The 19,347-nt window shown below is 65.8% G+C and carries 28 protein-coding genes; 10 read left to right on the forward strand and 18 right to left on the reverse strand.

From position 1 onward, the window contains the following. The first annotated feature begins 27 nt into the window (after positions 1-27). Genes SMN802W_RS0104990 through SMN802W_RS16450 form a run of 3 tightly spaced genes read left to right on the forward strand, consistent with a single transcriptional unit; the run spans position 28 to position 1,411 of the window. Positions 28-471, forward strand: coding sequence for a copper chaperone PCu(A)C (locus SMN802W_RS0104990; RefSeq protein ID WP_019515795.1), 444 nt, complete (start codon positions 28-30; stop codon positions 469-471). Next, positions 471-953, forward strand: a complete 483-nt coding sequence (locus tag SMN802W_RS0104995; RefSeq protein ID WP_019515796.1) for a hypothetical protein — start codon at positions 471-473, stop codon at positions 951-953. The genes SMN802W_RS0104990 and SMN802W_RS0104995 overlap by 1 nt, the downstream gene beginning before the upstream one ends. Then, entirely contained in the window at positions 950-1,411 is a 462-nt protein-coding gene (locus tag SMN802W_RS16450) for a hotdog fold thioesterase (protein WP_019515797.1), read from the forward strand. Before SMN802W_RS0104995 ends, SMN802W_RS16450 begins: the two co-directional genes overlap by 4 nt. Positions 1,412-1,452: 41 nt before the next feature. Here SMN802W_RS16450 and SMN802W_RS0105005 read toward each other — a convergent pair whose 3' ends face one another. The 4 genes from SMN802W_RS0105005 to pgi all read right to left on the reverse strand — a co-directional run bounded on the left by SMN802W_RS0105005 (position 1,453) and on the right by pgi (position 5,494). Beyond that, a complete protein-coding gene (locus SMN802W_RS0105005) occupies positions 1,453-2,004 on the reverse strand; it encodes a fasciclin domain-containing protein (protein ID WP_019515798.1) in 552 nt (183 codons plus the stop codon). A 190-nt stretch (positions 2,005-2,194) separates the two neighbouring features. Further along, positions 2,195-3,544 (reverse strand): glutathione-disulfide reductase, encoded by a 1,350-nt coding sequence (gor, locus tag SMN802W_RS0105010; RefSeq protein WP_019515799.1) that lies wholly within the window; start codon positions 3,542-3,544, stop codon positions 2,195-2,197. A gap of 64 nt (positions 3,545-3,608) precedes the next feature. Next, the gene (locus SMN802W_RS0105015) at positions 3,609-3,989 is read right to left on the reverse strand and encodes a DUF4174 domain-containing protein (RefSeq protein ID WP_019515800.1); all 381 of its coding nucleotides are present in this window, start codon (positions 3,987-3,989) and stop codon (positions 3,609-3,611) included. Beyond that, the gene (gene pgi, locus SMN802W_RS0105020) at positions 3,986-5,494 is read right to left on the reverse strand and encodes a glucose-6-phosphate isomerase (protein WP_019515801.1); all 1,509 of its coding nucleotides are present in this window, start codon (positions 5,492-5,494) and stop codon (positions 3,986-3,988) included. Before pgi ends, SMN802W_RS0105015 begins: the two co-directional genes overlap by 4 nt. Positions 5,495-5,625: 131 nt before the next feature. On the opposite strand from pgi, the gene lepB reads away from it, so the two are divergent. The 4 genes from lepB (at position 5,626) to SMN802W_RS0105040 (ending at position 8,429) form a co-directional block, all read left to right on the forward strand. Beyond that, positions 5,626-6,441, forward strand: coding sequence for a signal peptidase I (lepB, locus tag SMN802W_RS0105025; protein ID WP_019515802.1), 816 nt, complete (start codon positions 5,626-5,628; stop codon positions 6,439-6,441). Further along, on the forward strand, positions 6,438-7,133 hold the full coding sequence (rnc, locus tag SMN802W_RS0105030; RefSeq protein ID WP_051083508.1) for a ribonuclease III: 696 nt from the start codon (positions 6,438-6,440) through the stop codon (positions 7,131-7,133). Before lepB ends, rnc begins: the two co-directional genes overlap by 4 nt. Before the next feature lie 109 nt (positions 7,134-7,242). Next, positions 7,243-7,539, forward strand: a complete 297-nt coding sequence (locus SMN802W_RS0105035) for an EthD family reductase (protein WP_238560123.1) — start codon at positions 7,243-7,245, stop codon at positions 7,537-7,539. Continuing rightward, complete coding sequence (locus SMN802W_RS0105040) at positions 7,536-8,429, forward strand: alpha/beta fold hydrolase (RefSeq protein ID WP_019515805.1); 894 nt, start codon at positions 7,536-7,538, stop codon at positions 8,427-8,429. The genes SMN802W_RS0105035 and SMN802W_RS0105040 overlap by 4 nt, the downstream gene beginning before the upstream one ends. A gap of 87 nt (positions 8,430-8,516) precedes the next feature. On the opposite strand, the gene SMN802W_RS0105045 is transcribed toward SMN802W_RS0105040, so the two are convergent. The 9 genes from SMN802W_RS0105045 to SMN802W_RS16460 all read right to left on the reverse strand — a co-directional run bounded on the left by SMN802W_RS0105045 (position 8,517) and on the right by SMN802W_RS16460 (position 13,024). Then, complete coding sequence (locus tag SMN802W_RS0105045; protein ID WP_019515806.1) at positions 8,517-9,158, reverse strand: hypothetical protein; 642 nt, start codon at positions 9,156-9,158, stop codon at positions 8,517-8,519. Positions 9,159-9,442: 284 nt separating this feature from the next. Further along, on the reverse strand, positions 9,443-9,763 hold the full coding sequence (locus tag SMN802W_RS0105050; RefSeq protein WP_019515807.1) for an HNH endonuclease signature motif containing protein: 321 nt from the start codon (positions 9,761-9,763) through the stop codon (positions 9,443-9,445). Positions 9,764-9,959: 196 nt separating this feature from the next. Continuing rightward, positions 9,960-10,091: a hypothetical protein gene (locus SMN802W_RS18810; protein WP_019515808.1), complete on the reverse strand. Its 132-nt coding sequence runs from the start codon at positions 10,089-10,091 to the stop codon at positions 9,960-9,962. Continuing rightward, entirely contained in the window at positions 10,088-10,552 is a 465-nt protein-coding gene (locus tag SMN802W_RS16455) for a hypothetical protein (protein ID WP_019515809.1), read from the reverse strand. Before SMN802W_RS16455 ends, SMN802W_RS18810 begins: the two co-directional genes overlap by 4 nt. Before the next feature lie 65 nt (positions 10,553-10,617). Then, entirely contained in the window at positions 10,618-11,019 is a 402-nt protein-coding gene (locus SMN802W_RS18150; protein WP_156818729.1) for a hypothetical protein, read from the reverse strand. Between the two features lies 1 nt (position 11,020). Further along, on the reverse strand, positions 11,021-11,518 hold the full coding sequence (locus tag SMN802W_RS18155) for a hypothetical protein (protein ID WP_156818730.1): 498 nt from the start codon (positions 11,516-11,518) through the stop codon (positions 11,021-11,023). 8 nt (positions 11,519-11,526) lie between these two features. Continuing rightward, entirely contained in the window at positions 11,527-12,576 is a 1,050-nt protein-coding gene (locus tag SMN802W_RS0105070) for a ribonucleotide-diphosphate reductase subunit beta (RefSeq protein ID WP_019515811.1), read from the reverse strand. A gap of 5 nt (positions 12,577-12,581) precedes the next feature. Next, positions 12,582-12,791, reverse strand: coding sequence for a hypothetical protein (locus tag SMN802W_RS0105075; RefSeq protein WP_019515812.1), 210 nt, complete (start codon positions 12,789-12,791; stop codon positions 12,582-12,584). Beyond that, positions 12,788-13,024 carry a hypothetical protein gene (locus SMN802W_RS16460; RefSeq protein ID WP_019515813.1) on the reverse strand — a complete coding sequence of 79 codons (237 nt, stop codon included), beginning with the start codon at positions 13,022-13,024 and terminating at the stop codon, positions 12,788-12,790. The genes SMN802W_RS0105075 and SMN802W_RS16460 overlap by 4 nt, the downstream gene beginning before the upstream one ends. An 89-nt stretch (positions 13,025-13,113) precedes the next feature. Here SMN802W_RS16460 and SMN802W_RS0105085 point away from each other — a divergent pair, with 89 nt between their 5' ends. After that, positions 13,114-13,362: a DUF2171 domain-containing protein gene (locus tag SMN802W_RS0105085; protein ID WP_019515814.1), complete on the forward strand. Its 249-nt coding sequence runs from the start codon at positions 13,114-13,116 to the stop codon at positions 13,360-13,362. A gap of 780 nt (positions 13,363-14,142) precedes the next feature. Here SMN802W_RS0105085 and SMN802W_RS0105095 read toward each other — a convergent pair. The 3 genes from SMN802W_RS0105095 to lipB all read right to left on the reverse strand — a co-directional run bounded on the left by SMN802W_RS0105095 (position 14,143) and on the right by lipB (position 16,203). Further along, on the reverse strand, positions 14,143-14,826 hold the full coding sequence (locus tag SMN802W_RS0105095) for a hypothetical protein (protein ID WP_019515816.1): 684 nt from the start codon (positions 14,824-14,826) through the stop codon (positions 14,143-14,145). A gap of 300 nt (positions 14,827-15,126) precedes the next feature. Continuing rightward, the gene (locus tag SMN802W_RS0105100; protein ID WP_019515817.1) at positions 15,127-15,408 is read right to left on the reverse strand and encodes a hypothetical protein; all 282 of its coding nucleotides are present in this window, start codon (positions 15,406-15,408) and stop codon (positions 15,127-15,129) included. A gap of 93 nt (positions 15,409-15,501) precedes the next feature. Further along, positions 15,502-16,203 carry a lipoyl(octanoyl) transferase LipB gene (lipB, locus tag SMN802W_RS0105105; RefSeq protein ID WP_443208578.1) on the reverse strand — a complete coding sequence of 234 codons (702 nt, stop codon included), beginning with the start codon at positions 16,201-16,203 and terminating at the stop codon, positions 15,502-15,504. A 116-nt stretch (positions 16,204-16,319) separates the two neighbouring features. Here lipB and SMN802W_RS16465 point away from each other — a divergent pair, with 116 nt between their 5' ends. Both SMN802W_RS16465 and SMN802W_RS0105115 read left to right on the forward strand, forming a co-directional pair. Then, positions 16,320-17,171 (forward strand): hypothetical protein, encoded by an 852-nt coding sequence (locus SMN802W_RS16465; protein ID WP_156818731.1) that lies wholly within the window; start codon positions 16,320-16,322, stop codon positions 17,169-17,171. Further along, positions 17,168-17,914, forward strand: a complete 747-nt coding sequence (locus SMN802W_RS0105115; protein WP_019515820.1) for a hypothetical protein — start codon at positions 17,168-17,170, stop codon at positions 17,912-17,914. The genes SMN802W_RS16465 and SMN802W_RS0105115 overlap by 4 nt, the downstream gene beginning before the upstream one ends. Here the strand turns inward: SMN802W_RS0105115 and SMN802W_RS0105120 are convergent. After that, on the reverse strand, positions 17,884-18,477 hold the full coding sequence (locus SMN802W_RS0105120; RefSeq protein WP_019515821.1) for a GNAT family N-acetyltransferase: 594 nt from the start codon (positions 18,475-18,477) through the stop codon (positions 17,884-17,886). The two genes, SMN802W_RS0105115 and SMN802W_RS0105120, sit on opposite strands and share 31 nt — an antisense overlap. Before the next feature lie 5 nt (positions 18,478-18,482). After that, complete coding sequence (gene hemF, locus SMN802W_RS0105125) at positions 18,483-19,325, reverse strand: oxygen-dependent coproporphyrinogen oxidase (RefSeq protein ID WP_019515822.1); 843 nt, start codon at positions 19,323-19,325, stop codon at positions 18,483-18,485. Positions 19,326-19,347 lie beyond the last annotated feature (22 nt).

The raw sequence follows: 19,347 nt of genomic DNA on the forward strand, positions 1-19,347 counted from the left end.
GGGTTGTTCCATGCTGGGAGAAATATCGTGGCCAAGGGCTTGCTGGCAGTTCTGACGCTCGCGACGCTGACCGCGTCCTGCGCGAAGATCGAGGCGCCGGCGGCGAGCGACGCCTGGGTGCGGCTGGCGGCGGTGCCGGGGCGTCCGGCGGCGGGTTACTTCACGCTCCACGGCGGCAAGGCGGACATGAAGCTGGTCGGCGTCACGGTCGCCGGCGTGCCGCGTGTCGAGCTCCACCTGTCGCGCATGACCGCGGGCGACATGATGACGATGGACGCGACTCCCTCGGTCGACCTGCTCGCGCGCGCGACGCTGCCGTTCGAACCCGGCGGGCGCCACGCGATGCTGTTCGACGTGCCCGCAGGCCTCACGCCCGGCAAGACCGCAACGATGACGTTCCGCTTCTCCGATGGCGAGACCGCGGTCGCCGAGGCCAAGGTGGTAAGCGCGGGGGCGAGCGGGCCGGAGTAATGACCGTCGACGTGACCGCGCGCGGATTGACCGAGGGCGAGATCAACCTAGCGCACTCGGTCTACGGCGACGCGATCGATTACACGCAGGTGCGGGTGTCGAACCGCAAATGGGCCTTCTTCCAGCCGCGGGATACGGTGATGGCGCCCGCGGGCACGATCCACTTCCACCCCAAGGGCGACCTCTGGCGCGACGATTTCGCGCACGCCTCGCTCGGCGAACAGGGGCTGTTCGTCCACGAGCTGTGTCACATCTGGCAGCACCAGCGCGGCGTCTACCTGCCGCTCGCGCGGCATCCATTCTGCCGCTACCATTATACGGTGAAGCCCGGCTGGCCACTCGCACGCTACGGGCTGGAGCAGCAGGCGGAGATCGTACGCCACGCCTTTCTGCTGCGTCGCGGCGCGCGGGTGGCCGGCGCCCCGCCGCTGGTGCAATATGAGACGATCCTGCCGTTCGGCACCGGGGAGAAAACGCGATGATCTGGCACAACGGACTTCCCGACCTCGCGCAGCTGACCGCGCTGGGTGAGGGCAGCATGCCGGGGTTCCTCGGCATCGAATTCGTCGAGGTTGGCGACGACTGGATTCGCGCGCGGATGCCGGTGAACGAGCGGACCAAGCAGCCGTACGGGCGCCTCCACGGCGGTGCCTCGGTCGTGCTCGCCGAGACGATCGGATCGGTCGCCGGCGCGATGACGGTCGACCCGTCGCAGTTCGCGGCGGTTGGGCTGGAGATCAACGCCAACCACGTCCGGCCGGCCGGCGACGGGTTCGTCTATGCGACGGCGCGTCCCGAGGCGCGCGGGCGGACGACGCAGATCTGGTCGATCCGGATCGAGGACGAGGCGGGCAAACTGGTGTGCATCTCGCGCTTCACGTTGGCGATCATCGCGCGCGACCGGGGTGCGGTCGCGGCGTCATCGCCCCGCGATAAATGAGCGGGCAAGGCAGATCGTCCGCCCGGCCCGCTCGATCTGCGTCAGGGCATCAGCACCGTGTCGATGACATGGACGACGCCGTTCGACTGCATCACGTCCTTGGTCGTGACGAGCGAGGTGCCGCCCTTCGCGTCGGTCAGCACCAGCCGCCCGCCCGTCATCTTCGCGGTCAGCGGTTCGCCCTGCACCGTGGTCAGCGTCGCGGTGCCGCCGCCCGCCTTGATCGCCGCGGCGATGTCCTTGGCGGTCATCGTGCCCGACACGACGTGGTAGGTCAGGATGTTGGTGAGCTGCGACTTGTTCTCGGGCCGCGTCAACGTGTCGAGCGTGTCGGCGGGCAGCTTGGCGAACGCCGCGTTGGTCGGTGCGAACACCGTGAACGGACCAGGGCCGCTCAGCGTGTCGACCAGCCCGGCCGCCTTCACCGCGGTGACCAGCGTCGTCAGGTTGCTGGCGGTCGAGGCGTTCTGCACGATCGTCTTGGTCGGGTACATCGCCGCGCCGCCGACGCGCGGGTTGGTCTTGGCGATCGCGGGCGCGCCGACGATCAGGGTGGCGGCGGCCATCGCGCCGAGCATCTTGTTATGTAGCATGATCCATCTCCGGCTCAATCATCGAGCTGACCCAGATACGTTCGGAGCGGCCGGATTGATGCAGATCAACGTATCTTTTGATCCTGGCTGAGACTGTACGTTCCGCCACGCCGTCAGACGGGCGAGCTGCGCTCGACCGCTGCCCGACGCAGCGTGAGTGCGGATTGCTAACGCAATCCCGAGCCTGCCGCTACTTCATCAGCACCAGTTCCTCCGCCATCGTAGGGTGGAGCGCGACACAGGCGTCGAACTGCGCCTTGGTCAGCCCCGCCTTCACCGCCACCGCTGCCGCCTGGATGATCTCGGGGCAGTCGGGACCGATCATGTGGATACCGACCACGCGGTCGGTCTCGCCGTCGCACACCATCTTGTAGAGCGCGCGCTCGTCGCGGTTGGCGAGCACGTTCTTCATCGGGCGGAAGTCGGACGAATAGACGCGTACCGAGCCGAGCTTCTGCCGCGCTTCCGCCTCGGTCATGCCGACCGCGCCGATCGGCGGGTGGCTGAACACTGCAGAGGGTACGCAGTCGTAATCGACACGCGTCGGCTTGCCGCCGAACTGCGTATCGGCGAACGCCTGCCCCTCGCGGATCGCGATCGGGGTCAGCTGGATGCGATTGGTGACGTCGCCGACCGCGAAGATCGACGGACAGGTCGAGCGATTGTCGTCGTCCACTTTGATCGCGCCGAGCTCGTCGACCTCGACGCCGGCGCTCTCCAGCCCGAGCCCACGCGTGTTGGGCAGCCGCCCGGTCGCGAACATCACCGCGTCGACCGTGACGGGCTCGTGGTTCGACATGCTCACCGTCAGGCAGCCGTCCGCCCCGCGCTCGATCCCCTGGAACGTCGCGTCGAAGCGGAACTCGAGCCCCTTCATCATGCTGATCTGCAACAGTCGATCGCGGATCTGCAGGTCGTAGCCGCGCAGGATCTCCTTGCTGCGGTTCATCAGGATGACATGGCTGCCAAGCTGGTGGAAGATGCCCGCGAATTCGTTGGCGATATAACCCGCACCCGCGATCAGGATGCGCTTGGGCACCGCATCGAGGTGGAACGCCTCGTTTGAGGTGATGCCATATTCGTGACCCGGACATTCGGGCACCATCGGATGCGCGCCGACCGCGATCAGGATCTTGCTTGCGGTCTTCCTCGTCCCGTCGGCGAGCGTCACCTCGTTTGGACCCGAGACGGTCGCGCGCTGGTGGATGATCTCGCCGCCGCTGCTCTCGATCGTTGTCGTATAGGCGCGGTTGATCCGGTCGACCTCGGCAAAGACGTTGGTGGTCAGGCACTTCCAGTCGAATTCGGGCGCGTCGGGCACCTTCCAGCCGAACCGCTGCGCGTCCTTCAAATCCTCGGCGAAATGCGCGCCGTAGACGAGCAGCTTCTTGGGTACGCAGCCGCGGATGACGCAGGTGCCGCCGACACGGTATTCTTCCGCCACCGCGACGCGCGCGCCATGCGCCGCCGACACGCGCGCCGCGCGCGTCCCGCCCGAGCCCGCACCGATGACGAACAGGTCATAGTCGAAATCGGGCATGTCGCTGGTCCTGCTATCTGATGCGCTGAATGTGGCCGCTCGTACCGGGGCCACGCAGATCGCGCTAGCGCTGCCCTGCGCGCCGCATTGGCATCGCGTCGATCCGCCGCTGCAACGTGTCGGCCGCGACCGGCTGATTGGAGCGGAATGCAACGGTGCCATCCTTGCCGACCAGCACGACCGCGAAGTGGTCGGCGGGCAGGCGCAACCGCGCGTGCAGCGCCGCTGCAGTGTCGCGCGCACCGGTGACGCGCTCGCCGATCACCTCCACCACCTGCACGTCGCGATCCTCCGCGCCGCGACGCCAGCCCCGAAGTGCCTCACGCTGTGCGGCGAGCGCCGCGTCGCTCGCACCAGGCGCGGCTACAACGAGCACGCGGCGCTGCCACTTCATCTCGGCAAGGCTCGGCACACTCGCAGCCGCCACGGCGAGCGCGAGGATCATTCGCCGTCCGTGTCGCCGCCGAACGCGCGCGCGATCAGGTCGTCGGTTGAAGGATCGAAATCGCCGCCGCCCTTCGCCGCGACCTTCGCCATCTCCTTGCCCAACTCAACGCCGAACTGGTCGAACGAGTTGATGCCGAGCAGCACGCCGTTCACGAACACGCGGTGCTCGTAGAAGGCGATCAACGCGCCGAGCGTCCGCGCGTCCAACCGTTCGAGCAGCAGCGTCGACGACGGCCGGTCGCCCGGATAGGCGCGCGCCGGATCGTCGGGGTTTGCGCGCCCCTTCATCAGCGCCGCACCCTGAGCGAAGGCGTTCAGCAGCAGGTTCTTGTGGTGATCCTCCGACAGCGTGTCGCCGGCCTCGATCACCGCCAGGAACTCGACCGGGACGAGGTGCGTACCCTGGTGGAGCAACTGGAACACCGCATGCTGCGCGTCGGTGCCGACCCCGCCCCAGGTGATCGGCGCGGTCGGCCGCCCGACCGGCTTGCCGTCGACCGTCACGCCCTTGCCGTTCGACTCCATCTCCAGCTGTTGCAGATAGCTCGGCAGCAGTCGCAGCCGCTCGTCGTAAGCAAACGGCGCGCGCGTCTCGGCGTGGCGCACCTGCGTGTAATAGAGGTCGGCAAAGGCGGCGAGCGCGGGGGCATTCTCGTGCAGCGCCGACAGGCGGAAGTGCCGGTCCATCTCCGCCGCGCCTTCAAGCAATTCCTCGAACTGGTCCCAGCCGAGCTTGATCGCGGCCGGGAAGCCGATCGACGACCACAAGGAGTAGCGCCCGCCGACACCCTCGCTGAACGGCACCACGCGCGTCTCGTCGACGCCCCACTCGATCGCCTTGTCGGGCGAGGCGGTAACCGCGACGACGCGGCCGTAGGGATCGGACACGCCCGCGCCCTGCATCCAGTCGATGACGCTCTCCGCGTTCATCATCGTCTCGGTCGTGGTGAAGGTCTTGGACGCGACCACCAGCAACGTCGTCGCGGGATCGAAGCGGTCGAACACGTCTTCCAGCGCCATGCCGTCGACGTTGGAGACGATCGCGACATCGTAGCGGTCGCTGTCACGCCCCAGCGCATCGACCAGCAGGTGCGGGCCAAGTGCCGAGCCGCCGATGCCGACGTGCAGGATGTGATTGACCGGCCCGAACGCCTCCGCCTCGATCGCATCGATCAGCGCGCGCATCCGCGCATGGTAGGCGCCAGCGCGTGCAACCGAGTCCGGGTTGCCCTCGCCACGCTCGGCCGTGTGCTCGACCGGGCGGTCTTCGGTCACGTTGACGTGCGCGCCTGAGAACATCGCTTCGCGCTTGCCCGCCAGATCGCATTCCTTAGCCAGCTGTTCGAACGCCGCGATCATATCGGCGGTCAGGTGCGTCTTCGCCCAGTCGAAGTGGATGCCCGCAACGTCGAGCGTCAGCCGCTTCAGCCGCTCCGGATCGGCCGCGAACAGCGCCTCCAGCCGTTCGGTCGGCAGCGCCTCGATGGGTGACCAGTCAGCCATGATAATCTCGTCCTGCTAGCAAATCCGTCAGCCGCCCGAACGGGCGAGGCGCATCAAGGGTCCGATCCCTGCGAAAGCTCCGCCCGAAACCCACGCTTGACGCGCACCGCCGCTTGCGCGACCGGGCAGTCATGGCCACCAGCACCAATGCGGGCAAGACCGCCGCGTCCGAGACCAGGGAAACGCTTCGCTTCCTGCTCAAGCTCGCGTTGTTCGTCTTCATCCTGCGCAGCTTCATCTTCGCGCCGTTCTCGATCCCGTCGGAATCGATGTTGCCCCGGCTGCTGATCGGCGACTATCTGTTCGTGTCGAAGTGGAATTACGGCTATTCGCGATGGTCGCTGCCGTTCGGCGTGCCGCTGATCCCGGGGCGCATCTTCGCCTCCGATCCGACCCGCGGCGACACGGTCGTCTTCCGCAGCATGGAGCCCGACGACCACGACGTGATCAAGCGCGTGATCGGGCTTCCGGGCGACACGGTGCAGATGCGCCGCGGGCAGCTGTTCCTCAACGGCCGCGCAATCCCCAAGCAGCGCGTCGCCGACTTCATCGTGCCGATCTCGCCCAACTTCCCCGAGGACAAGTGCGGCACGCAGTTCCAGGACGTGGGCGCCGACAATCAGCCGATCTGCCGCTACCCGCAGTTCCGCGAGACGCTGCCGAACGGGCGCAGCTACATGGTGATTGACCAGGAATATATTCCGATCGCCGACGACACGCCGGTCTACCGCGTCCCCGCAGGCGACGTGTTCCTGATGGGCGACAACCGTGACGACAGCGCCGACAGCCGCTTTGCCCCGCCCGAGGGCATGGGCTATATCCCGATGGAGCGGATCGAGGGCAAGGCGATCGTCAACTTCTGGTCGACCGACGGATCGGCCTCGTGGGTGAAGCCGTGGACCTGGCTGTCGGCGGCGCGGCTGCGGCGCATCGGGGAGGGCTTTTGAGCGAGCTCGCCGACTGGATCGAGACGCGGCTCGGCTATCGACCGCTTGAGATTGCCCCGTTCGAGCGTGCGCTGACGCATTCGAGCCATACGGGCGACAGTTACGAACGACAGGAGTTCCTCGGCGACCGCGTGCTCGGGCTGATCATGGCCGAGTGGCTGTTTGAGACGTTCCCGAACGAGCCCGAGGGCAACCTTTCCAAGCGGTTCAACGCGCTGGTCACCGGCTCGGTCTGCGCCGCGGTGGTACGCGATCTGGGCGTTGCGCCGTACCTTCGCCTCGGCAAGCAGGCCCGCGACGATGGCGCTGCTGCCAGCGACAACGTGCTGGGCGATGTGATGGAGGCGTTGCTCGGCGCGCTCTACCGCGAGCGCGGGCTCGATGCGGCGCGCGACGTGGTGCGCCGGTTATGGGCCGATCGCATCCACGCCGATGGCGTCGCGCCGCAGCACCCCAAATCCGCGCTGCAGGAATGGGCCGCCGCCAACCGCCGCGCGACCCCGGCCTATGAAGTCACCGACCGCTCCGGTCCCGGCCATGCACCGCGCTTCACCGTCCGCGTCGCCGTCGGCAAGGATGAGACCAGCGCGACCGGCACCAGCAAGCAGGAAGCCGAAACCGCCGCCGCCGCCGCCCTGCTCGACATCCTGCGCCAGCAAACCCCACCACCCAAACGCCGCCGTCGCGGCTGAGCGAACCGCCACCGGACTGGCGTTGCGCCGGACAAAGCTACAGTTATGCTGATCGTATCAAGGCGTCGCGTGTAGCGGCGTTCACGAGAGGAGCGTGCGTGTGGTGACCATGACCGTCGTCTACCCCTATGACGCCGACAAGCCGTTCGATGAGGCTTATTACGCCGACCACCACATGCCGCTGGTCAAGGAGATCTGGGGCGAGGCGGTGACCGGCACCACGGTCTACCACGCGCTTGCCGGACTGTCGGGCGACCTGGCCTTCTCCACGATCGCGCAGGTCGAGTTCGTGTCGATGGAGGCGTTTCAGAAGGCGATGGCGAACCCGCGCTCCGCTGAGGTGAACGCCGACATACCGAACTTCTGCGGTGTGACGCCGACGTTCCAGCTCAGCCGGCGGGCGTGACGCACGCCTGGACCCCAGCCGCCGACAGCGCGATCACGCTGCGGCAGGTTGCCGCAAACGGACTGACGTTCGAGGTGGCGGAGGCGGGTGAGGGCGATCACCTGGCGCTGTGCCTGCATGGCTTTCCCGAGCTCAACTTCTCGTGGCGCTATCAGATACCGCTGCTGGCGGAAATGGGCTACCGCGTGTGGGCGCCCAACCAGCGCGGCTATGGCGCGTCGTCGCGGCCCGAGGGCGTCACCGCGTATAGCGCCGATCGGATCGTCGCCGATGCCGCCGCGCTGTTCGATGCCAGCGGTGCTGCCAGGCTGACGCTGGTGGCGCATGACTGGGGCGGGGCGATTGCGTGGATGTTCGCGATCAACCGCGTCCGCCCGATCGAGCGGCTGGTGGTGATGAACCTGCCGCATCCGATCTGCTTCGCCGAGACGTTGAGGCATTGGCCGCAGCGGCGGCGAAGCTGGTACATGGCGGCGTTCCAGCTGCCGTGGCTGCCCGAGAAGGCGATGATCGCGAACGATGCCGCGGCGGTGCGCCACGCCTTTCGCGGCATGGCAGTCGACAAAACGCGCTTCCCCGACGACGTGCTCGACGTCTACGCCGCAGCGGCGCAAGCGCCGAGCGCAGCGACCGCGATGATCAACTGGTACCGTGCTGCGGCACGCCACCGCGATGCGATGAAGCTGCGCAACGGCGGGCGGGTCGAGGTGCCGACGCTGATCGTCTGGGGCGAGGAGGACACAGCACTCGGGCTCGAGACGCTGGATGGCACCGAGCGGTTCGTGTCCGACCTGACGATCCGGCGGCTGCCCGGCGTGTCGCACTGGGTGCAGCAGGAAGCGCCCGAGGCGGTCAACGCGATCCTCAGCGACTGGCTGCCGCGCGCCTGACATGAGAAGGGGAGCGGAACCCTGCGGCCCCACTCCCCTCAAACTCCGCGCGCTACGCAACCGGCGCGGAATTCTTCGATCAACGGATCAGAAGTGGGTCACGATACCCAGCGTCGGGCGGAAGCTGTGCACCCAGCCGAACGACGACACTTCGCCGCGCAGACGGAAGCCCGCGTTGCCGGTCACGCCGCCCAGGCCGATGTCCTTCGGGCCGACCTCGAAGCCAACGCCGTAGGTGACATCGTCATAGTCGCGGTTGGTGTTCACGCGCTTGTCGAAGTTGACCCACTGGTAGCCGACCTTGCCGTAGAACAGGCCGCTCTCGCCGGCGCGGAAGCCAAAACGGCCCGCGGCGCCATATTCCCAGTCGATGTCGCCCGAGATGCCCTTGGCGACGTTACCCTCGGCGCCGACGAAGAACATACTGAGCGGCACGTTGAAGCCAGCGATACCCTCGACCAGCGAGCCGTTCAGCTTGTCACGACGGTTGACGGGGGGGATGCCGGCCTTGTTCGGCTCGCTGTCGAACTGCTCCCAGCCGCCGCGGATCGCGAAATACGGATCGATGCCGAACGCCTTGGTGCCGTCGGGCGCGGTCGCCGTGTCGGTGGTGGTCGTCTGACCATAAGCGGTGTCGGTGGTCGACGGATAGGACGCGTCCTGCGCGAAGGCAGGGGCGGCGGCGAGAGCGGACACGGCAACGGCCGTCGCAAGAACGAGCTTACGCATGATGAACCTCGGTATAGTTTTATCTGTTTATCGGGGGTGGCAGTGTCACACCGCGTACCCGAGGCCCACCTAACCGGCAGAAGTGGACAGGGTTGCGCAAATCGACCCGAGCACCCGCACAAAATCACAACTGTGACCGGAACGACACGCTTCCTTTCGGACGTATGAACGAACCTGCCACAAAGTTGCCGCAGCGCAACATACCGGCCACAAAGCCGCCGCACCCCGCCATGTTCGGCCTTGGTCGCACATGCGGCCTCGGACGACCGAATCGCTGACAGCGCTCAGCGCGGCCGCCTGGTCGGCGCGTGAAAGTCGGGCGGCTTGTCCGCGATCCAGCGCAGGAAACGCGCCATCACCGGCAGTTCGCGTATCGCTTCCAGAGTGCCTGCGACCGCCAGCGCGCGGTTGTCGGCGGCGGCGTGGATCGCGCGGTGGCAGATCGGATGCACCGGCTCGGTGTGCGTGCCGCCCTCGCTCTTGGGCACGACATGGTGCCACTCGACCTTCACCCCCAGCGGCCGACCGCACAGCGCGCAGACCGGCGGCGGCGCGGCACGCGCGGCGAGCGCTTCGGCTTCCGCCAGCCCCGCCTTGCGCTTCACCCGTCCGGCCACCGATCCTCCTGCGTGCGGGAGAGCAGACGCGCGGTGCCGCGCCCAGGTTGCATCGTACGGCTCGCGAAGGGGCGGGGACGCGGAAGGTCACGAAAGTCACACCCCTACGCATGTGTGCGCGCGAGGGCCCCTGGGACGTTTGGGCACGGTCGAGCCGATCGCGCGACGATCGCACCGCGCGACCTCACGTCGCGTCACGGCAATCCTTCGGTTCGTCGGGGAAGTAATCCTGCACCAGGGTCGGCACCATCTCGCACGCGTGATCGCCGAGCGTGCCGAGCGAACGCTGGAAGGTGCCGCGTGCGGCATCGGTCATCGCCTCGAACCCGTCCCAGCGATCGCCGGGCCTTCCGCGGGCAGCAGATGCTGGAGCAGGAAGACGAGCAGCCGGTCGCTCGGCTCGCGCGTCGTTTGGACGAGCGTGCCGTCCTTCCACACCTCGCGCACGGTTCCGCGGGTCGCGCGCTCGAACGCGAGCGTGGTGAGGCGCACCGTGGCGATCTTGAGCGCCTGATCCCAGGTGCGCGCGAAGCCCTCGGCATCCGGCCGCGCGCGCAGGCGATAGGCGGAGCGCGACGACACTCCCGACTCCTGACACGCCGCGCTGACCGATCCCGTCTCCGCCAAGACGGTCAGAAAGGTCCGCTGCCGCTCGGCAGTCCAGCCATCCGCGCGCACGCGCACCGGCACGGGCGGGGGCAGCGGCAGGTCGGTGACGTTGTCATGTGCGAGGTCATGCCCGGTTGATCGAGCGGCGGCGGTACGGCGAGCGGCCATGTGTGTGCTCCGTGTGAGAGGAGCAGGTGAGGTATGCGGGATCGGGGTGTGTAGGACAGGTTTGTCTAGAACGGCACTTCGTCAGAATCGATCTTTGGAGCTCCTAAAGCGTCAAGGATCGAGTCAAGGACCCGATCGGCGCCAGTAGCGTTTCGACGGGCAATTTCGTATAAATTTGACATGAGGATAAAGTAATTTGAAGCCGTCACGTGCTGCGGGGCTATCTTGCGACTGAAATACTCATCGGTAAACGTGTCAATCCTAGTGCCGTTCTTATCAAAAACGTTTATTATAAACAGGTCCTCGCCTTCATCATTCACTGATGAGGCAATCTCGATCTTTGCGTCATTGACGATCGTGATGTATGAGTTAGTCTCTGGAAAAGGGGACCATTTAAGTCTTCCTGTCGTCGATCCAATATAAAGGCCCTCGGCGAGTGAGCGGAATTTATCCTCAACGTTCGCCATTCTATTGTTCCTTATGAATGGTAAAGCGTGTCTTCATCAAGATAGTATGAAAAGACCTCGCGGTCTCAAGCTGTTTAGATATAGAGATCTCAGACGCTGAAGCTTTGTCTATTCCATTTGAGAGAAGGGCTATTCTACTAGCGCTGTCTTTCAGCGAGGCTGCAAGGTCCTGTGGCATAGAGCTGCTTTCTGAAAGAGAGAGCAGGCAAATGGCTAATCTGTCGTAATTAGCCAGTATAGAAGGTTTGTCTAGCGATTGTACGGCGTCGCGTAATGCATCAAGGTAGATTTGCGCTTGAGCGCACTCCTGTATCGCATCGAAACCTGCAAACCTCAACTTAAGGTTTGTTATGGCTTCTTCTTGAGCGTGAGAAACAGACTTGACTTGTGATAATTGGTGTAAAGTAAATCCGAACCCTGCCACTCCAAGCGCCAAGCCTAGCAGACCTACGATGAGGTTGATTGCATCCGCAGCGCTTGAAGTGGCGAAAGCTAACACGGGCTCTATTATTCAGCCGCCACACCACCGAACATATCCGCTTCCGCGACCACGTCCTCGTTCGCCGGCTTGGCTGCGTTCGCCTTCTTGCGCTTGTCGAACGCGTCCCAGACGTCGTTCCACTGGCCCTTGGTCGCGGCCTTCGAATATTCGGTCGCGCGGGTTTCGAAGAAGTTGGCGTGCTCGACGCCGTTGAGCAGCGGGGTGAGCCATGGGATCGGGTGCTCGTCGATCATATAGATCGGCTTGAGGCCCAGTTGCCCCATGCGCCAGTCGGCGATGTAGCGGATGTACTTCTTGATATCCTTGGGCTTCATCCCCTCGACCGGGCCCATCTCGAAGGCGAGGTCGATGAAATTATCCTCCAGCCGGATCGTCGTCTGGCACACGTCGGCGATGTCGTCCTTGACCGCCTTGGTCAGGCACTGCCGTTCTGCGCAGAAGGCGTGGAACATGCGTATGATGCCCTCGCAGTGTAGGCTCTCGTCGCGCACCGACCAGCTGACGATCTGCCCCATGCCCTTCATCTTGTTGAAGCGCGGGAAGTTCATCAGCATCGCGAAGCTGGCGAACAGCTGCACGCCCTCGGTGAAGCCGCCGAACATGGCGAGCGTGCGCGCGATATCCTCGTCACTGTCGACGCCGAAGTTCTGCATGTAATCATGCTTGTCCTTCATCTCGCCATATTCGAGGAAGGCGCCATATTCGCTCTCGGGCATGCCGATCGTGTCGAGCAGGTGGCTGTAGGCGGCGATGTGGACCGTTTCCATGTTGCTGAACGCGGTCAGCATCATCTTGATCTCGGTCGGCTTGAACACGCGGCCGTATTTCTCGTGGTAGCAGTCCTGCACCTCGACGTCGGCCTGGGTGAAGAAGCGGAAGATCTGGGTGAGCAAATTGCGCTCATGATCGGTCAGCTTCTGCGCCCAGTCGCGGCAATCCTCGCCCAAGGGCACTTCCTCGGGGAGCCAGTGGAGCTGCTGCTGGCGCTTCCAGAACTCGAACGCCCAGGGGTATTCGAACGGCTTGTACTGCTTCGACGCGTGGAGGAGGGACATGGGGGTTACTCCGACAGGATGGTGTTGAGGTGGTGGCCGGCGACGCCAAGCGTCAGCGCGCCGAGGAAACAATCGCGCGCGCCGATAAGCGCGGCGCGGGTGGGTGCGCGAAACGGCAGATGGCGGCGGCGCAGTTGCACGAGCCCGAGCGCGAACAGCAACGCGCCCGCGATCAGCAGCGCCGCCGTCGCGAGGAGCGCGAGCGGATGCCTCACAACACGTCGCTCTCGACGCTATGGGTTAACGTCGCGTCTTCGCTGCTCCACCGCTGCATCGCCGCCGCGCTCATCGCCAGCACCGCGCCGCCCGACAGCAGCATGATGCCGACCATGCGGAACACATAGACCTTGGCCGGCCCACTCGGCCGGGTGAGCGCGAGGAGCAACCCTGCGCCGGTCAGCGCCAGGATAGCGGCGACCGCGTACATGATGATGATCTGCCAGCTCATGCCTCGTGCGCCGATGCGTGCGCCTGAGATGCGACCAATGGCTGGGTTGTGCGTTCGGCCCCCGACCCCATCAAGCAAGGAGTGACACGATGGTCGACGCCAGCCAGATCCAGGAACATGCCGAAGTCATCGGTGCCGACGGCACGCACGTCGGCACCGTCGACCACGTCGAGGGCGACCGCATCAAGCTGACCAAGAACGACTCGCCGCAGACCGAGGACGGGCAGGGCGCCAAGCACCATTACATCTCGCTCGGCCTCGTCGCCGATGTCGAGGACGGCAAGGTGCGACTGTCGGCGAACGGCGCCGAGGCGGTGCAGTTCGAGGAATCGGAGTAACGCACGACTGCCCACACGGGCGTGTGCAGCCCCGGTTCGCGTGTCCCTAACGGGCAGGCGGGCCGGGGTTTCTGCTATGTGGCGTGCGCGTCGGCGAGACATGACCGAGCCCGCACGCGACACCGCGACGCGCGTGGATCGCGCTGCGGCGTGCATCGTGTCTCGGCTCGGTTCGATCAACATCTGCTCCCGGTGCATGGCGGCGAGACGCTTGCCGACCTGCCTGCGGATGATACGGGAAAGCGGGTCGCATCACCACCCCGCTCCGGCGATCGCCACGACGTTTTTCTGTGCACAAATCGGCTATGTAGGTGTGAATGCCGGCGCCGCCCGCTAGATATAGTGCGTATGCCGATCGCCTGCGCACGTGTCGGGCGAGGGATCGGCGCAGGGACGTACCCGCTATGTTCGCGCGTGTCATCGAGTCGGATCGACGACGCGCGCCCAATTATCGCCTTACGTGCGATACGTGCCGCAGAGCGTTGAACACGGCGGCGACGGGAAGTGCAGTTTTTTCAGTGGCACCGGACACCGGCCTCTGCGCTGGCGAGAGTCATGATGGCGCCCCAGCCGGCAAGGTCACAGTGCCCTTACCTTTGATCGCCCGACGCGGTGAATCTTGTGAGGCTCGAAGAGCGGCTCCATCGTGCGCATCGACATGGTGGCCGCTTGGATCAGCGCGCCCTGTTTCAATTCGCTAGAAGTCGCGGCACAAACACAACGTCTCGATCGCCCGGCAAGCGGCCCGCCGCGATCATGCGGCAGGTCCCGCGTATCGGATCAGCGCGCGGCGTAGGTGACCGGCACCAGCGGGTCGCCGCACTTCTTGACGTTATAATCGCTGCCCTTCCAGCACATCTTCTCGAACCGCGGCAGCGTCGCGGGAAGCGGTCGGCCGGTTCGCACGATCGCCTGGTCGCCCCACGGTGTCAGGCTGTTGCGCAGCTCACGCATGCGGTCGAGCGACAATTGCGTGAACTGCCCGCGCGAACTGAACAGCGCCTCGCGCCCGATATCACCCGCCACACGGCAGAAATTGAACTGCGAATTGACCGTCGCGAAGCTGGAATAGGTGCGGGTGCCGAACTGGTCGAGCGCCTGCTGGCCTTCCTTCTTTGTCTTGGCGACGCGCAGGAAATATTTGGTCAGCGTGTCGTACGACGTCTTCAGCTCCGCCTCATGGTCGGTCAGCAGGGCATTGTATTTGTCGACCGTCAGCAGCGTCGGTTCGAACTGGCATTGCAGCGCGGCGACGTTGAGCGCGGCGCGCATCTTCCACGCCACCCCGGCGTGCTGCTCCGCCTCGGTCGCGCCGGGCAGGACCTGTCCGACATCGGGCTCGCTGCCGGTGATGGCGGGCGCGCTCAGGTCCTTGTGCTGCAGGTAGAATTGCGCCGAAGCCGATACGCTGGACAACGCGCAGGCGGTTGCGGCGCACATGCCGACGAACCGAACCAACCCCATGTTCCGAAACTCCTCACCCGCGCGACCCCGTTTCGCGCCCTGATGGGCTCGGCTTTTACCAACGTTGGTTAACGCGCCCAAGCGAATTCTGCCACGATTTGCTTGCGTTCCGTCGCAAAACGGAGACGCGATCGAAACGATCTCGCACGTCAGGCCGATGCGCTGGACGGGTAGGACCGGTCGCTCGCGGTCGGCAGCCGGCTTTGGTCTCGCGCGCTCCCGAGTTCGAGGGCGCCAAAGAAAAAGACCGCCCGGTTTCCCGGACGGCCTTTTACGCTTCGTAAATGCCCGTGGGGCAGATTACATTGCGTTGGTGGTGGTCGTCGTGGTGCTGTTCGACATCATCATGTCGTTGCCGCCCATGCCGGCGCCCATCGTGTCGTTCGCCATCATGCCGCCGTTCATGCTGCCGTCCACGGCAGTCATGTTGTCCGACATGGTGTCCATGCCCTCGGTGGCGTTCATGTCGGTGATCATGGTGTTGTCGGTGGTGGTGTCGGTCTTCGAACCGCACGCCGAAACCGCGAGTGCGGCCGCTGCGAGTGCCGAGCCGGTCAGAACCTTGGTGATAATGGCACGCATGAAATTTGCTCCCTAGACTGTAAGATTTGGAGACCGTTGGGGTCGTGAAATTACCCAAATCAGGTTCGATGGTAATCGGTACGCGACCACCCCTCAAGCCTCGATTTCACCGTGACAAGAAAGGCTTTGGAGAAAAGGTCTGGCGGTGAACGCCAGCGCGGCGTCGAAGGTTGCATGGGAAGTCGGTTTTTCAAGTGCTTGCGCGCTCGTCACCGGGTAATCGGCGATCCCGCACGGCACGATCCCACCGAAATGCGTGAGGTCGGGCGATAAATTGACCGCAAAACCGTGCAGCGTCACCCAGCGGCGGACGCGAATGCCGATCGCGCCGATCTTCGCTTCCTGTCCCGATCGGTCGTGCGTCCAGATGCCGATACGGCCGGGCGCGCGGAAGCTCTCGATGCCGACGCGCGCCAACGCCGCGATCACCCAGCCCTCGACCGCGTGGACGAAGCAGCGCACATCGCGGCCGCGCTTGTTCAGGTCGAGCACCAGATAGCCAACCCGCTGGCCGGGACCATGATAGGTATAGCGCCCCCCACGCCCCGCCGGCACCACCGGAAAACGCGCGTCGACCAGCTCGGCCGGATCGGCGCTGGTGCCTGCGGTATAGACCGGCGGATGTTCGAGCAGCCAGATCAGCTCGCGTGCCTCGCCTGCCGCGACCGCGGCGGCACGCGCCTCCATCTCGGCCAGCGATTGGTCGTAGGGGGTCAGCCCCGGCGTCACGCGCCATTCGATGTCGTCGATCTCGTTCACGCCGTCCCAGATGCGATGCGGCAGGCGTGATGGCAACGTTGCGCCTGAAGCCAGTGCCTACTCCACGACCTACCCCGAAGCCTTGCTCCTGACTGACTGGCAAGCGCGCGGTGGATCGGCTACGCCCCGGCGGCGACAAAAGGGGGGTGACGATGGCAGGGGCACGCATGGGGATCCGCACGGGATTGGTGTGGGACCGCACCGTCGATGTGCTGCAAGGGCGCAGCGGCATCCTGGCGCGACTGGCGATCCTGTTCCTGTTCGTGCCCGGCGTGATCAGCGCAGGCGTCAGCAGCGCCGCGACGCCGGGAACACCGCTGGCGTTTGTCGCCTCGCTTGTCGCGATTGTCGCCAGCATTCTGCTGATCGCGGGCGTGCTCGCGATCACCGCGGTGGCGAGCGACCCCGACATGGATGCGAGCGGTGCCACGCGGATCGGCTTGGCGCGGCTGCTGCCGGCGCTCGGCGCGATCGCGATCATCGTCGTTGTGCTGTTCGTGGTGCTGATCCCGATCACTCTGCTGATCATGCACGCGGGCGCGACGTTCAATCCCGCCACCGGGCGCTTCGACCTGGCGCGTGCGAGCGGCAGTGCGCTTCAACTGGCGGGCGTGATCGGGTTGCTCGCGCTGATCGTCGGCCTGTGGCTGACCGCCAAGATCGCGCCGTTGTTCGCGGTGATCGTCAACGAGCGTCGCGGGCTGGGCGCGTTCGCGCGCAGTTTCCGCCTGACGCGCGGCTCGACGCTGCGGCTGATCGGCGTCATCATCCTCTACGGTATCGTCGTGATCGTCGCGGTGATGGCAGCGACGCTGGTCGCGGGGATCGCCGCGCGGCTGCTGCTCGGCCCCGACGCGCCCGGCGGCGTCACGTTCGTCACCGGCGTCGTCTCATCCGCAGTCACCGCGCTCCTGACCGTCGTGCAGACGGTGTTCTACGCGCGCTTCTACGTCGCCGCGCGTGAGCATGACGAGCCCGTGACGGACGCGCCGCTCGAGCCATGACGCTTACCTTTTCGCGGCTGCTTGCCGATGCCTGGTCGCTGTTCCGGCGGCAGGCCGACCTGATCCTGCGCATCGCGCTGCCGCTCGTGGTGTTTCCCGCCTTTGCGGTGCAATTGCTGTGCGATCCCCTGCCGCCGCTGCCGCCGCCCCCGCGCGATCAGCCGATGCTGGAGGCGTGGATCGCGCAGGTCGGCGTCTGGGGGCAGACGAACGCGATCTGGTACCTGCTCGCGGATGCGGTCAGCGTGTTCGGCCTCGCCGCGATCGCGATCCTGCTGCTCGATCCCGACCGTCCGGTGGTCGGGGGTGCGATGCGCAGCGCCGGCACGCGGCTGGTGCCGTTCGTCCTTGCCAGCCTGTTGATCGCGGTGCCGGTCGGCATGGGCATGTGGCTGTTCGTGCTGCCCGGATTGTGGGTGCAGGGACGTTTGTCGGCGGTGATCCCGCTGCTGGCGCGCGCGCCGGGTCAGCGCGTGATGCCCGCGATCCGCACCTCGTGGCGCGCGACCCGCGGGGCGGGGTTCGCGTTGGCTGGCGCAGTGGTATCGGTGTTCCTGCTGCAATGGCTCGCGATCGTGCCGCTGCTGTCCGCCGACGAATGGCTTCGCGCGCCGGGTAACGACAATCCGCTCGTGCTGAGCCTCGTCAACGCGCTGATCGCGCTGCTGGGCGGCGCGTACCACCTGGCGGTGCTGATGATCGGCGTTGCGGCCTATATCCGGCTGGCGAGAAAGGGCAGCTGAGGCGCTGCGTCCACGGGCAGCAGCCCGACCTCGCGCGGATCGGGAAAGGTCTCGATCGTGCGCCTGATCGCGACGAAGCCCTGTGCGCGGTAGAAGTTGAGCGCCGACGGATGATCGAGCGTGCAGGTATTGAGCGCGACACGCTGCACGCCCGGCACCCAGGCGCGGGCCATCGTCTCGGCCATCAACCAGCGTCCCAGCTGCTGCCCGGCGAGATCCGGCACCAGCGCGAAATAGGCGATCTCGCACGTTCCCGCGTGGCGGAAATCGAGCTCGACCATGCCGACCTCTACGCCGCGCGCGTCGACCGCGGCGAACACCTGCACCCGCGGATCATGGATGATCGCGGTGAGCGCGGCATCGTCCATCACCAGCCGCGAATACCACAGCCAGCGCTGCCCGACGCGGCGGAACAGTTCGCGGTACTTGGGCGGCGTGGGTTCCGCCCAGCGCACCAGTCGCAGCCGCGATGGCGGGGTAGGACGCAGCGGCGGTCGGCGCGTCATCTCCAGCGTGGTGACGATCGTCGCCAGATCGCCCTCTGGCACCGGGATCAGCGCCACGCCGCTCAGTCCCAGTTCGCGACCGGCGGCAGGCTCATCAGGATCGCGTCGATGTTGCCGCCGGTCTTCAACCCGAACAAGGTACCGCGATCGTAGACCAAGTTGAACTCGGCGTAGCGCCCGCGCCAGCGCCGCTGCTCGGCCACGTCATCGGCGGTGAAGGCGTCGTTCATGCGCCGCCGCACGATCCGCGGGTAAGTGTCGAGGAACGCACGACCGACGTCCTTCGTGAACGCCAGATCGCGCGTGAAGTCGTTCTCGAGGTGATCGTAGAAGATGCCGCCGACGCCGCGGTGCACCTTGCGATGGGGAATGTAGAAATACTCGTCCGCCCATTTCTTAAAGCGCGGATAATAGCCCGCGTCGTGTGCGTCGCACGCGGCCTTCAGCATCGCGTGAAAGTCGTCGTTGTCGGCGGCGACCGGCAGCGGCGGGTTCAGGTCGGCGCCGCCCCCGAACCACTGCTTCGTCGTGCGCAGGAAGCGCGTGTTCATGTGCACCGCCGGCACGTGCGGGTTCGCCATGTGCGCGACCAGGCTGATCCCGGTGGCGAAGAAACGCGGATCCTCGCCCGCGCCGTGGATCGTGCGTCCGAACTCACCCTCGAACGTACCGCCGACCGTGGAGACGTTGACGCCGACCTTCTCGAACACGCGCCCCTTCATTACGCCGCGCACGCCACCGCCGCCCGGTTCGCCCGACGGGTCGGCGCGGTCCCAGGCCAGATAGTCGAACGTCGCGTCCGACCCCGCCTCGCGCTCGATTCTCTCGAACTCGGCGCAGATCAGGTCGCGTAGATGCTCGAACCAGGTGCGGGCTTGGGTCTGTTGGTCGTCGAGTGGGAACATGGGCGAGCGCCTTAGCGGGCGA

Source organism: Sphingomonas sp. Mn802worker, from assembly GCF_000382485.1.
Classification (GTDB): Bacteria; Pseudomonadota; Alphaproteobacteria; order Sphingomonadales; family Sphingomonadaceae; genus Sphingomonas.